This window comes from Herbidospora cretacea, assembly GCF_001570605.1.
In the GTDB taxonomy this organism is placed as follows: Bacteria; Actinomycetota; Actinomycetes; order Streptosporangiales; family Streptosporangiaceae; genus Herbidospora; species Herbidospora cretacea.
In genome coordinates, this window is sequence record NZ_BBXG01000012.1 from 204,306 (window position 1) to 217,099 (window position 12,794).

Genomic DNA, 12,794 nt, shown 5'->3' on the forward strand with positions numbered 1-12,794 from the left:
GTCGCCACAAGTGCGGGATGATGGGGCCGACACGGAACGGGGCTCAATTGATCACCAACACGCAGGGAAGCGCATCCGGCCCACAGCCGGCCGACTTCACCGATGTGCGGGCCACCAACCTCGCCGTCGTGCTGCGGTTCGTCCGGGAGAACGCCCCCTGCTCGCGCGCCGACATCGCCGCCTCCACCGGCCTCAACAAGGCCACGGTGTCGAGCCTGGTGGCCGACCTGATCGACCGGCGGCTGCTGCGCGAGACGGGCCTGACCGAGAACCGGGTCGGACGTCCGGCGACCATGCTCGTGCTCGACGGCTCGCCCTACGCCGCGGTCGGCATCGAGGTGAACGTCGACTACCTGACGGCGGTCGCCGTCGACCTCAAGGGCGAGGAGCTGCTGTCGTGGCGGCGGGCGTTCCCGGGCGGCTCGACGTCGGCGGGCCAGGCGGTGGCCGGGATCGCGGGGGTCGCCCGCCGGGTGGTGAACCGGATGACCAAGGAGGCCCGGCAGGTGCTCGGCCTCACCGTGGCCGTGCCGGGCCTCGTCGACCTGAACGGTTCGGTCCGGCTCGCCCCCAACATGGGCTGGCGCGACGTCGACCTGGCTGGCGACCTGGCCAAGGCGCTGCGCGACCCGGGCTTCCCGGTCTCGGCCGACAACGACGCCAACCTGGGCGCGCTGGCCGAGCTGCGGTTCGGCTCCCACGGGGGCGCGCAGAACCTCGTCTACCTGACGGGGGAGATCGGGGTCGGCGCGGGCGTCGTGCTCGACGGGAGGCTGCGGCGCGGCGGGGCCGGGTTCGGCGGCGAGATCGGGCACATCGAGATCGTCCCCGGCGGGCCGCCGTGCCACTGCGGGCGGCACGGCTGCCTGGAGGTCGTGGCCGGGCTCGGCGTCCTCCTCGGCCACAGCGTGTCCCCGGCCGAGGTGGAGTCGGAGATCGACGAGGTGGTGCAGCGGGCCGAGACGGGCGACGAGGCCGTGCTCGCCCAGCTCGACACCCTGGCCGGGAACCTGGGCCGGGGCCTCGGGATCGTCGCGAACCTGCTCAACCCCGAGGTCGTCGTGCTGGGCGGCTACTACGTGAAGCTCGCGCCGTGGATCGTGGCGCGCGCCGAGCAGGAGATGCTCAGCCGGTCGATAGCGCCCGGCGGGGGCGGCTGCCGGCTCGTGGTGTCGGGCCTGGGCTACGGCGCCGCGGCGCTGGGCGCGGCGGCGCGGGTCCTCGACTCGGTCGACTCCGGGCGGCTGCCCGGCGTCTAGTTCGGCTTCGGAAGAGTGCAGCCCTTGCGCGACAGGTCCAGCCGCGAGCCCCGGCTCAGGCAGGCTCCGATGAGGTGGACCTGCTGGCCGTAGGAGCGGCCCTTCACCGAGGTGACGGCGCCGTTCGGGCTCACCTCGCACGGGTTGTCGTCGGTGCAGCGCTCGCCGGCCTCGTTGTGGGTGTTGTGGATCCCCGCGACCGTGGTGCCGTCGCGGGTCAGCAGCGCGGAACCGGACATGCCGTGGACGGGCGCGCAGTCCTTCGCGGTGGCGTAGCGGATCGCGTCGTCCTGCCGGTAGCCGCCCTCGCTCAGGTGCCCGACGACGGCCTCGGCCGTGCACTTCATCCGCCGGGTGGTGTAGGCCAGCGTCAGCCGGTCGCCCGCGCGCACCGGGGCGGTGGCGAGCCGGAAGACCTTCGCGCCCCTGGCCGCCAACTGCGCGTAGGTCCTGTTCAGGCGGTACAGGGCGATGTCGGTGCCGGTCATGGTCGCGTACACGAGCCGGGTCGCGAGGGCGGTGACCCGGGGGTAGCCCTGGCGGTCGGCGATGGGCGCCAGGCGGTCGGCGGGCCGGTCGGCCAGCGCGGTTCCGGGCGCGGGCCGCGTCCCCTGCACGCAGTGGCCGTTGGTCAGCAGCAGCGCCGGGTCGTCCGGGCGGGAGACGGCGGTGCGGACCACGGACCCGACGCAGTCGCCCAGGTTCACCGCGCCCTCCACGTTGGGGATCCGGTCGTCCGGCGGCACCTTCCGGCCGGAGATGATGCCGTTGATCCAGGCGGCGTGCCGGGTGGCGTCGGTGTACAGCGTCGGGGCCCTGTCGCCGCCGGGGCCGCTGACCACACCGGCCACCGCCCACCGGCCGCCCTCGCGGACCAGCACGGGCCCGCCGGAGTCCATGTTGCTCGCGGCGACGCCGCCGTCCCGGCTGCCGACGCACAGCTCCCCGGTCTTCGCGGCCGACGGGCAGGCCGAGAGCGGCTGCACCACGGTGTCGGCCTCCCGCAGCCTGGTCGGGAAACACGTGAGGTCGGCGATGTCGTCGCAGGTCATGCCCCAGCCGACGATGCGGACGGGGGTGCCGGGACGGGGCGTCGCCGAGGCGATGCGCACGGGCTTGGCCCGGACGGGGGTCCGCAGGTGCATCAGGGCGAGGTCACGGCCCCAGATGCCGCCCTCCTCCTGGTAGTTGGACAGCCGGTAGTAGTGGTCCACCTCCGCGACCTCGCCGGAGCCGGTGTCCAGCGACCCGACCCGGACCTTCCAGCCGCGGGGGACGCCGACCTTGGCGACGGTCGGGTTCTTGCCGGCGCAGTGGCTCGCGGTGAGCACCCACTGCGGCGCGAGGACCTCCACTCCGCAGCCGTGCCCGTCGGGGCGGGGCGGCGCGGGATAGGCGGGCTGGAAGGAGCCCATGAACGAGTAGGCGCGGGTCGACTCGTGGCCGCCCACGACGGCCTGCGCGGGGGAGACGGTCGTCAGGAACGGGGCCAGCACGAGCGCGGCGCCGAACAGCAGGGATCGTTTTCGCATGCGCCCCACCCTGGGCGCGCGAGGTGTCGGGGCCCGCTCCGGCGTGTATCAGCCGGGCCGCCGGGAGGGCTCAATCGTCGTCGAGGGCGGCCAGCCGGGTGGTGAGGTCGGTGGCGAAGCGTTCGAGCAGGCGGCCGAAGGTCCGGCGGTCGTCGGCGGACCACTCGGCCAGCGCGTCGGCGAACCAGCCGAGCAGGGTCCGCACGTACCTCTCGGCGGCCTCGGCTCCGCCGGGGGTGAGTTCGATCAGCCGGGCGCGCTGGTCGTGCGGGTCGGCGATCCGTCGGGCGAGGCCGCGCCGCTCCAGTTCGTGCACCTGGCGGGTCACGTGGGGGCCGACGACCTGCATGCGCCTGGCGACCTCGCCCACGCGCAGCGGCTGGCCGGACGTGTAGAGGATGACCAGGACCGACATGCCGGGACGGTCGACGGTGATCCCGGCGCTCTCGGTGGCGCGCTCGATCAGGCGGCTGCGCTGCAGCACCGTGCTGAGCCGGGTCAGGCGGGGCAGCACCTCCAGCAGGTCGAGGTCGCCGTCGCCGAAGGTGTCAGTCATCACACTCCATTAGATACCTAAGTTAGGTATATTCTTAGCCGGGGCGGCCCCAGATTAGCGGGTCGCCGTACCCGCAAAAAGGATACCTATGTTAGGTATCCATCCTGAAGGAGGAGCGCATGAGCAGAGTGCTGATCTCGGGGGCGAGCATCGCCGGTCCCGCGCTGGCCTACTGGCTGAACCGGCACGGCTTCGAGGTCACGGTCGTGGAGAAGGCGGCCGCGATCCGCGGCGGCGGCTACCCGATCGACATCCGGGGGACCGCGCTGGAGGTCGTGCGGCGGATGGGGGTGCGCGACGCCCTGGCCAAGGCCCACGTCGACTCGCGGCGGATCAGCTTCCTCGGCCCCGACGGCGGCCTGATCCGCGCCCTCGACCCGCAGACCCTGACCGGCGGGGTCGAGGGCCGGGATCTGGAGGTGCGCCGGGGCGACCTCACCGAGATCCTCTACGGAACCGTCCGCGACGACGTCGAGTTCCTGTTCGGAGACAGCATCGCCACCCTCGACGACCGGGCCGACGGCGTCGAGGTGACCCTCCGCGGCGGGACGCGGCGCGTGTTCGACCTGGTCGTCGGGGCCGACGGGCTGCACTCCCACACCCGGGGGCTCGTCTTCGGGCCCGAGGAGCGGTTCCACCGCTACCTCGGCTACTGCTTCGCCGGGTTCACCATGCCCAACCACCTCGGGCTCTCCCACGAGGCGGTCATGTGGAACGTCCCGGGCCGCGCGGCCGCCCTCTACGCCGTGGGCGACGGCGCGACGGTGCACGGGTTCCTCAACTTCAGCCGGGACGAACCGCCCTTCCACGCCTTCCGCGAGCCCGCCGCGCAGCGCGACCTCGTCGCGTCGGTCTTCGCCGGAGACGGGTGGGAGGTCCCTCGCCTGGTGGCGGCCATGCGCAGCGCCGACGACCTGTTCTTCGACGTGGTCAGCCAGATCCGGATGCCCCGGTGGTCGTCCGGCCGGGTCGCGCTCGTCGGCGACGCCGCGCACGCGCCCTCGTTCCTGACCGGGCAGGGGACCAGTCTCGCGCTCGTCGGCGCCTACACGCTGGCGCGGGAACTGGCGGCCGGCCGGGACCACGTGGCCGCGTTCGAGGCCTACGAACGGCGGACGCGCGGCTTCGTCGAGATGAACCAGGCGCTCGTATCGGCGGGGGACGCCGCGCTCTTCCCGAGAACCCCCGAGGCGCTGGCCCGGCGCGACGGGATGCTGCGCGGCCTGACCGCCCTGTCCTCCGGCGGACGCCCGGAGCACTCGGCGATCACGCTCGACTAGGCTTGTTTTAAGGCGTGGAATAGCCCTTGACGCAGGTCTCGCCCGTACGCATATTCGCCCCATGGGCCGAATATCACGCATCCTCGTCCTCGCTCTGCTGGCCGTGCTCGTCACGCCGGCCGCCCCGGCGCGGGCCGCCTACGGGGCCGACCTCCCGGTGTCCATCGACGTGTACGGCCAGGGCGTCAAACTGTCCGGCGCCTACGGGTCGATCGCGTTCGACGACGGGAACGCCAAGTACCGCTACTCGATCACGGTCTGCTGGCAGTCCAGCTACAGCCGCCCCACCCTGTACGCCTCCGTCAACGGAGCCTGGCGCAGCCCCCTGCCCGGCACGCCCGGCACCCCCGTGACGATCCCGCAGTGCACCGGCCAGGCCTGGCTCGTCTCCGGCGAGGCGACCCCCGGCGGCGCCGTCGCCAACGTGACGCTCACGGTCGACGGCGTGAAGTTCAACCCGCCGAACAGCACCTACCACACCAATTCCGGGTTCTACGACAACCCATTCAACTAGCCCGGCCGGGTACGACCGAGGGCATGACATCGTTCACCAGGGAAAGCGCGCTCGAACGGGTTCGCCTGGCCGAGGACGCGTGGAACAGCCGCGACCCCGAGAGGGTGTCGCGCGGCTACTCCCTCGACAGCCACTGGCGCAACCGCGCCGAGTTCCTCACCGGCCGCGCCGACATCGTCGCGTTCCTGACCCGCAAGTGGCGCCGGGAACTCGAATACCGCCTCATCAAGGAGTTGTGGGCGTTCACCGGCAACCGGATCGCGGTCCGGTTCGCGTACGAGTGCCACGACGACTCCGGCCAGTGGTACCGCTCCTACGGCAACGAGCAGTGGGAGTTCGACGAGGAGGGCCTGATGGCCCACCGCCACGCCTCCATCAACGACCTGCCGATCGAGGAGTCGGACCGTAAGTACCACTGGCCGCTCGGCCGCCGCCCGGACGACCATCCGGGGCTGAGCGACCTGGGCCTGTAAGAGAGGGACAAACCCCCTTTGGGGCGCGCGGCCGGTAGCCGAGAGTCGCCAGTGTGGGACTTCTGACCGTCTGGTTCGGCGTCGAGCCCGCCGGCGGCGGCGGGAGCTGTGCGCGCTCGTGCTGCTGGTCGCCGTCGGGGCCGCTGCCGCCGCAGCTCGCCCTGCTCCGCGACGCCCGCGGTGCCGGTCGCGCGTTGTCGCGGCCGGTGGCCGGAAGCCCCCCGCTCGGGCACGTCCCGATGGGGACGTTGCGGGCCGAGTGATTGGGTCTTGACCCCGAACCGGTTAAGCGGCACTCTTCGGATAAGTCCGACTTTACGTGGATGAAACGATTTCGAAGCGCTTCGACACCTGACCTCCAAGCGCTTCTCAGGGCGCCTTCGCGCGCCCTTTCTCTCACCCCAATTCGAAGCGCTTCGACCGAGGACGTGCCCATGAGCGAACCCTTCCGCGACCCCGGGCTCCCGGTCGCCGAACGCGTCGCCGACCTGCTGGCCCGGCTCACCATCGACGAGAGGATCGGCCTGCTGCACCAGTACCAGGCCCCCGTCGAGCGGCTGGGCCTGGAGCCGTTCCGCACCGGCACCGAGGCCCTCCACGGCCTGGCCTGGCTGGGCCCGGCGACGGTGTTCCCACAGGCGATCGGCCTGGCCAGCACCTGGAACCCCGAGCTGGTCCGGCGCGTCGGCGCGGCCACCGCCGACGAGGTGATCGCCTTCCACCGCAAGGACCGGGCCGGCGCCGGGCGCAACGTCTGGGCCCCCGTCGTCAACCCGCTGCGCGACCCGCGCTGGGGCCGCAACGAGGAGGGCTACAGCGAGGACCCGTGGCTGACCGGCGTCTTCGGCACCGCCTACGCCTCGGGCCTCAAGGGCGACGGCCGGGTCATGAAGACCGCCCCGACGCTCAAGCACTTCCTGGCGTACAACAACGAGACCGACCGCTGCCAGACCAGCAGCAACCTGCCGCCGCGCGTCCTGCACGAATACGAGCTGCGCGCCTTCCGCGCCCCGATCGAGGCGGGCGCGGCGGTGGCCGTGATGCCCAGCTACAACCTGGTGAACGGCCGCCCGGCGCACCTGTCGCCGCTGATCAACGACGTGCTGCGCGCGTGGGCCCGCGACGACCTGCTGGTGGTCAGCGACGCCTACGCCCCCGCGAACCTGTTCGGCCTCCAGGCCTACTACGACGACCCGGCCGAGGCCTACGCGCACGCCCTGCGGGCCGGCCTCGACAGCTTCACCCAGGACGACGCCTCGCCGCAGGCCACTCTCGGCCACATCGCCGCCGCCCTCCGGCGTGGGCTCATCGACGAGAGCCACATCGAGACCGCCGTCCGGCACGCCCTGTCGATCCGGGTCCGGCTGGGCGAGTTCGACCCGGTCGAGCCCTACCTGGAGATCACCGAGGCGGTGGTCAACCGGCCCGAGCACCAGAGGCTGGCCCGCGAGGCCGCCACCGAGTCGATGACCCTGCTCAAGAACGACGGGCTGCTGCCGCTGACGTCCAGGAAGGTGGCCGTCGTCGGCCCGCTGGCCGACGTGCTGCTGGAGGACTGGTACAGCGGCACGCTGCCCTACCAGGTCACCGCCCGAGCCGGGCTGGCCGGCCGCGTCGAGACCCTTTACTGCGAGGGCGCCGACCGGATCGTGCTGCGCGCCGACGAGGGCTACGTGTCGGCGAGCTCGGAGACGACCGGGGGGCCGCTGGTCACCGGGCCGTCGGCCGAGTTCGACCTGTTCGACTGGGGCGGCGGCGCGATCGCGCTGCGCAGCGCCGCCAACGGCCGCCACGTCGGCGTCGACGACGACGGCGTGCTGGTCAACGACCAGCCGGGGCCGAGCGGGTGGGAGGTCCGGCAGACCTTCCGGATGGAGGACCGTTTCCGGGGCATGGTCCTGCGTCACATCGCCACCGGGCGCTACGTCGGGATCGGCCAGGGTGATCGTCAGGGCGTGCTCACCCTGGCCGACGACGCGGAGAACGCCGCCGTCTTCATCGTGGAGACCGTCGAGAGCGGCGCGGTCGCCGCCGCGCGGCTGGCCGCCGAGGCCGACGTCGCGATCGTGGTGCTGGGCGACCATCCGCTGGTCAACGGCCGCGAGACCGAGGACCGCGCCGACCTCGCCCTGCCGCCGCTCCAGGAGGACCTGCTCAAGGCGGTGCACGCCGCCAACCCCAGCACCGTCCTGGTCGTGTCGAGCGGCTATCCGTTCGCGCTGAACTGGGCCGACGCGCACGTGCCGGCGATCCTGTGGTCGTCGCACGGCGGCCAGGAGTACGGCCACGCGCTGGCCGACGTCCTGTTCGGCGACGCCGACCCGGGCGGGCGGCTCACCCAGACGTGGTACCGGTCGGCGAGCGAGCTGCCCGAGCTGTTCGACTACGACATCATCGCCACCGACGCGACCTACCTCTACTTCCGCGGCAGGCCGCTCTACCCGTTCGGCCACGGCCTGAGCTACACCACGTTCGGCTACACGAACCTGACGGCCGTCGTCGGCGACGGCACGCTGCGCCTGGAGGTCACCGTCGCCAACACCGGGTCGCGGCCGGGCGTCGAGGTCGTGCAGTTCTACACCCACCAGTGCCGGTCGCGGGTGAAGCAGCCCGTGCGGTCGCTGCGGGGTTTCGCGAAGGTCCGGCTCGCGCCCGGCGAGACGCGCAGGGTCGGGGTCACCGTGCCGCTGGCCGACCTCGCGTTCTGGGACGTGACGCGGGGCCGCTTCGTCGTCGAGGCCGCGCCGTGCAAGGCCCAAGTAGGCCCGTCGAGCGGCGCGATCAGGCTGTGCGAGCGGTTCGACCTGCCGGGGGAGAGCGTCCCGCCCCGCGACCCCGCCCGCCTCGACGCCGTGGCCTGCGACGACTACGACGCCATGACCCTCTGCGAGGCCGCCAGGGAGAGCGGCGACGCGGTCAGGTCGGCCGAGCCGGGGGCCTGGGTCCTGTTCCGCGACGTCGGCTTCACCGAGGAGACGACGGTCGTGGTGACGGCGGCCAGCGACGACGGCGGGATGGTCACCGTCCGGCTCGGCGACCCGCTGGGCGAGATCGCCGCCACGGTGGCCGTGCCCCGCACGACCTCGCGTTTTGATCCAGTCGAGACCCGGGCGCACCTTTCGCCGGTGACCGGAGTGCGCGATGTTTATGTCGTGTGCGAGAACGAGGGAGTGACCGTGACCACGCTGGGGTTCCGCGGGTGAGGACGGTGACGATCGCCGACGTCGCCCGGCACGCCGGGGTGGCGGTGTCCACGGTGTCGTACGTCCTGAGCGGCAAGCGGGCCATCTCGGCCACCACCCGGCAGCGGGTGCTCGACAGCGTCCGGGTGCTCGGTTACCACCCGAACGCGGGCGCCCGCGCCCTCGCCAGCAAGCGCGCCAACGTGATCGCCCTGGTCCTGCCGCTGCGCGCCGGGATGAACCTGCCGGTCCTGATGCAGTTCGCGACCTCGGTGGTCGCCACGGCGCGGCAGTACGACCACGACGTCCTGCTGATGACCGCCGACGAGGGCACCGACGGCATCCGCCGGGTGGCCGCCAGCGCCATGGTCGACGGGCTGCTCCTCATGGACGTCGAGGTCCACGACGCCCGCGTCCCGCTGCTGCGAGACCTGGCCGAGCCGAACGTGCTCATCGGCTTCCCCGCCGACGCCGAGGGCCTGACCTGCGTCGACCTCGACTTCAACCGTGCCGGGGCGCTGTGCGCGCAGCACCTGGCCGAGCGCGGCCACCGCGAGATCGCGCTGCTGGGCGCCCCCGAGGTCGTCTACGAACGCGGCACGGGTTTCGCCGAACGGACGAGGGCAGGGTTCCTGGCGGAGGCGACCCGGCATGACCTGTCCGCGCGAGCGGTGCCCTGCGAGGAGACCTACGACGAGGTCGCCTCGGCGATGAAGCTGCTGTTCGACGCCCACCCGGGCCTGACCGGGCTGGTCGTGCACAACGAAGCGGCCGTCGGCCACGTGCTGGGGGCGCTGCGCGCGCTCGGCCGGGCCGTGCCGGAGGACGTGTCGGTCGTCGCGATCTGCCCCGACGACATCGCCGAGCGGGCCCGGCTCACCTCGGTCCTCATCCCGGCCGAGGAGCTGGGCCGGGAGGCGGTCCGCCTGCTGATGGCCAAGCTCGACGGGCTGCCGGCGGGGTCGCTCCTGCTGGAACCACGTCTCACGATCAGGGAGAGCACACGTTGATCACGTTTCCGGAAGGCTTCCGCTGGGGTGCGGCGACGGCGTCGTACCAGATCGAAGGGGCGGTCACCGAAGACGGCCGGGGACCTTCCATCTGGGACGTCTTCTCCCACACCCCCGGCAAGACCGCCGACGGCCACACCGGCGACGTCGCCTGCGACCACTACCACCGCTACCGCGACGACGTCGCGATCATGGCCGACCTCGGCCTGAAGGCCTACCGCTTCTCGATCGCGTGGCCCCGCGTCCAGCCCGGCGGCGCCGGCCCGGCGAACCCGGCGGGGCTCGACTTCTACGACCGCCTCGTCGACGAGCTCCTGACCAGGGACGTCGAACCGATCGCGACCCTCTACCACTGGGACCTGCCGGCCGCCCTCGACTGGCGCGACCCGGCGACCCCCGAGCGCTTCGCCGAATACGCCGCCATCACGCACGCCCGCCTCGGCGACCGCGTGCAGACCTGGACCACCCTCAACGAGCCGTGGGTCTCCGCCTTCGTCGGCCACGCCTCCGGCCGCCACGCGCCCGGCGTCACCGACCCGGCCGCCGCCTTCACCGTCGCCCACCACCTGCTCAAGGCCCACATGCTGGGCGTGCGCGCCCTGCGCGCGGGCGGCGCGCAGGAGGTCAGCCTGACGCTCAACCTGACCCCGATGGTCGGCGACCCCGACGTGACCACGCTCCCCGACGGCCTGGCCAACCGCCTGTTCCTCGACCCCGCGCTGAAGGACGGCCGCTACCCCGACGACGTGGCCGCCCACATCGCCAAGTTCACCGACCTCGACGACCTGCCCTTCGAGCCGATCGACCTGCTGGGCGTGAACTACTACACCGTCGCCCGGCTGGAGGCCGACCCGGCGTCCAAGGGCCACGACGAGTACCCCGGCTGCGAGGGCATCGCCTGGCTGCCGCCGCGCGGCGAGCCGACCGAGATGAACTGGGAGGTCATCCCGCAGGGCCTCGAAGACCTGCTGGTCCGCCTGTCGGCCGAGTATCCCGGCGTCCCGTTGCTGATCACCGAGAACGGCGCGGCCTACCCCGACTCCGTCGACGACCAGGACCGCATCGCCTTCCTCGACGGCCACTTCAGGGCCGCCGCGAACGCCATCGAACGCGGCGCCGACCTGCGCGGATACCTCGTCTGGTCGCTGCTCGACAACTTCGAGTGGGCCCGCGGCTACCACAAGCGCTTCGGCCTGGTCCGGGTCGACTACGACACCCTGGAGCGCACGCCCAGGTCGAGCGCCCTGTGGTACCGCGACGTCATCGCCCGCAACGGCCTCTAGAAGACCACTGAAAATCTTGTTCGCGTGCGGCGACGTTGCGCGGTTCGCGATTTCTCAGATGGTCGTTGAGGCCAGCGTCCAGGACCCGTTCGTGTGGGTGAGTCCGAGGTTGATCAGGGTTCGCAGGTTGAGAGCGGCGGCGCGGGTGTGGAGCCAGGCGTTGTTCTTGATGGCGCCGACATACCGTAATCGGCGGTTGCCCCGGGCGACGATCCAGGCGATGGCGCGTTCGACCGGGGGCCGCCAGCGCCGGTAATCCTGCTGCCAGGCCGGATCGGTGGCGGCTTGGCGGCGGGCGGCGGCCAGTTCGTCGTGGTGGGGGCGGATGGTCAGGATGCGCCCGGCTTTGGCTGTGGTGCAGCGCGGGCGCAGCGGGCAGCCGACGCACCGGCTGGCGAAGAACGCCTTGCGCTGCAGGTGGCGGCCGGAGGGCGCCGACAGCGGGACCCGGTGCCCGGCCGGGCAGGTCACGGTGTTGCCGTTGGTGTCGATGGCGAAGTCGTCCAGGTCGAACCCGCCGGGCACGGCCGGCCGTAGCGGCGCGGGTTTGATCACCGCGCGATGCCCTGCCGAGGTCAGCGCGTGGCGGCAAGGCCCGGTGGAGTAGGCGGCATCGCCGAAGACGTCCAGGATGCCGTCTTCGGCGGCGAGCAGGTCCAGCGCGAGGGCGGCCTCGTGATGGGCGGCGCCCGATCCGGGTCGCAGCGCCACGGCGGTGAACAGGCCGGTCTCGGGTTCGACCGCGACGTGGGCCTTGAAGCCGTCCTGGCGGTGGGTCCGGGTCTTGTGCACGTGCCGTGATTCGGGGTCGACGGTGGAGATCACCCGGTCCGGGACGGTGCGCTGGGCGATGCGCCAGCGCCCGTCGCGGCCGTTGGAGTCGTCGGCCGGTTCGACGTCCTGGCCGCAGACCAGGGCCAGCAGGCCCACCGCGGTGGCCGCCCGCTCGCCCAGCGGCTGTTCGGGCAGGCCGGCCAGCAAGCGGATGGCGTCGGTGACCAGCGCGTCCACCAGCGCGGCCCGGGCCTGCCCGTCATCCCAGGCGATGCGCGGCTTGCCCGGATCGTCGTAGTCATGCGCGGTGCAGGACATGCCCGCGACCTGCGCGGCGCCGGGCACGTGACGGATCACCCGCCGGATCGCGGCGATCAACTGTGTGACGGTGTCCTGCGTGGCCACCGCGTCATCCAGCACCGCCGAATCCAGCGCCCGCCGCTGCCTGCCCTTGAGTACTCCGGTCGCCGCGACCACCTCACGGACGGCCTCAAACAGGCGGTTCGGCTTGCGGGAGCGGGCCAGCCGCCGCCGGAAATAGGTCAGCAGTGACGGATCGAACGCGGTGTCATGCAACCCCAGCCCACAGGCCGCCTTCCACCGCAGGTCACACCGCAATGCCTGCACGGTGTCGACGTCCGACAACCCTTGCAAGGTCTGCAGCACCACCGCGGCCGCCAAGATGTCCGGCGGCATGCTCGGACGCCCGTTGCGCGAGGGATACATGTCCGCGAACATCTCCGCCGGGAACAGCGCCTGGCGATGCTCGGCCAGGAACGCGAACACGCTCCCGGCCGGGATCAGTTCCCGGCAGGTCTGCCACACATCCGGCCCGACCAGCTCTCCGGCCCACTCACCCTGCATGTCAACCACTCTGGCCTCAGTCCCGAAAGAACGAGGCCAGAACACAAGATCTTCAGCGGCCTTCTAG

Annotated in this window: 11 protein-coding genes; 8 read left to right on the top strand and 3 right to left on the bottom strand. The window is 72.2% G+C overall.

Features of this window, described 5'->3' with window-relative positions:
- Positions 1–47: 47 nt before the first annotated feature.
- Positions 48–1,259, top strand: a complete 1,212-nt coding sequence (locus AW270_RS23990; RefSeq protein ID WP_061297574.1) for an ROK family transcriptional regulator — start codon at positions 48–50, stop codon at positions 1,257–1,259.
- Here the strand turns inward: AW270_RS23990 and AW270_RS23995 are convergent.
- Together AW270_RS23995 and AW270_RS24000 are read right to left on the bottom strand one after the other, a co-directional pair.
- On the bottom strand, positions 1,256–2,791 hold the full coding sequence (locus tag AW270_RS23995; RefSeq protein ID WP_061297577.1) for a trypsin-like serine protease: 1,536 nt from the start codon (positions 2,789–2,791) through the stop codon (positions 1,256–1,258). The two genes, AW270_RS23990 and AW270_RS23995, sit on opposite strands and share 4 nt — an antisense overlap.
- 70 nt (positions 2,792–2,861) lie before the next feature.
- Positions 2,862–3,347 carry a MarR family winged helix-turn-helix transcriptional regulator gene (locus tag AW270_RS24000; protein ID WP_061297579.1) on the bottom strand — a complete coding sequence of 162 codons (486 nt, stop codon included), beginning with the start codon at positions 3,345–3,347 and terminating at the stop codon, positions 2,862–2,864.
- Between the two features lie 119 nt (positions 3,348–3,466).
- Between AW270_RS24000 and AW270_RS24005 the strand changes: the two genes are divergently transcribed.
- The 7 genes from AW270_RS24005 (at position 3,467) to AW270_RS24030 (ending at position 11,089) form a co-directional block, all read left to right on the top strand.
- The gene (locus AW270_RS24005) at positions 3,467–4,627 is read left to right on the top strand and encodes an FAD-dependent monooxygenase (RefSeq protein WP_061297581.1); all 1,161 of its coding nucleotides are present in this window, start codon (positions 3,467–3,469) and stop codon (positions 4,625–4,627) included.
- A 61-nt stretch (positions 4,628–4,688) separates the two neighbouring features.
- Entirely contained in the window at positions 4,689–5,141 is a 453-nt protein-coding gene (locus AW270_RS24010) for a hypothetical protein (RefSeq protein WP_061297583.1), read from the top strand.
- 23 nt (positions 5,142–5,164) lie between these two features.
- Positions 5,165–5,614 (top strand): nuclear transport factor 2 family protein, encoded by a 450-nt coding sequence (locus AW270_RS24015; RefSeq protein WP_061297584.1) that lies wholly within the window; start codon positions 5,165–5,167, stop codon positions 5,612–5,614.
- A gap of 53 nt (positions 5,615–5,667) precedes the next feature.
- Positions 5,668–5,877, top strand: coding sequence for a hypothetical protein (locus AW270_RS38975; RefSeq protein ID WP_157522491.1), 210 nt, complete (start codon positions 5,668–5,670; stop codon positions 5,875–5,877).
- A gap of 171 nt (positions 5,878–6,048) precedes the next feature.
- On the top strand, positions 6,049–8,817 hold the full coding sequence (locus tag AW270_RS24020; RefSeq protein WP_061297586.1) for a glycoside hydrolase family 3 protein: 2,769 nt from the start codon (positions 6,049–6,051) through the stop codon (positions 8,815–8,817).
- A 5-nt stretch (positions 8,818–8,822) separates the two neighbouring features.
- On the top strand, positions 8,823–9,806 hold the full coding sequence (locus tag AW270_RS24025; protein ID WP_218009321.1) for a LacI family DNA-binding transcriptional regulator: 984 nt from the start codon (positions 8,823–8,825) through the stop codon (positions 9,804–9,806).
- Positions 9,803–11,089, top strand: coding sequence for a GH1 family beta-glucosidase (locus tag AW270_RS24030; protein WP_061297592.1), 1,287 nt, complete (start codon positions 9,803–9,805; stop codon positions 11,087–11,089). Before AW270_RS24025 ends, AW270_RS24030 begins: the two co-directional genes overlap by 4 nt.
- 54 nt (positions 11,090–11,143) lie before the next feature.
- Here AW270_RS24030 and AW270_RS24035 read toward each other — a convergent pair whose 3' ends face one another.
- On the bottom strand, positions 11,144–12,727 hold the full coding sequence (locus AW270_RS24035; RefSeq protein WP_061297594.1) for an IS1182 family transposase: 1,584 nt from the start codon (positions 12,725–12,727) through the stop codon (positions 11,144–11,146).
- Positions 12,728–12,794 lie beyond the last annotated feature (67 nt).

Coding starts and splice junctions, on each gene's coding strand:
- AW270_RS24015 (WP_061297584.1), top strand. CDS start 5,165: ATGACATCGTTCACCAGGGAAAGCGCGCTCGAACGGGTTCGCCTGGCC.
- AW270_RS24000 (WP_061297579.1), bottom strand. CDS start 3,347: ATGACTGACACCTTCGGCGACGGCGACCTCGACCTGCTGGAGGTGCTG.
- AW270_RS24010 (WP_061297583.1), top strand. CDS start 4,689: ATGGGCCGAATATCACGCATCCTCGTCCTCGCTCTGCTGGCCGTGCTC.
- AW270_RS24035 (WP_061297594.1), bottom strand. CDS start 12,727: ATGCAGGGTGAGTGGGCCGGAGAGCTGGTCGGGCCGGATGTGTGGCAG.
- AW270_RS24020 (WP_061297586.1), top strand. CDS start 6,049: ATGAGCGAACCCTTCCGCGACCCCGGGCTCCCGGTCGCCGAACGCGTC.
- AW270_RS23995 (WP_061297577.1), bottom strand. CDS start 2,791: ATGCGAAAACGATCCCTGCTGTTCGGCGCCGCGCTCGTGCTGGCCCCG.
- AW270_RS24005 (WP_061297581.1), top strand. CDS start 3,467: ATGAGCAGAGTGCTGATCTCGGGGGCGAGCATCGCCGGTCCCGCGCTG.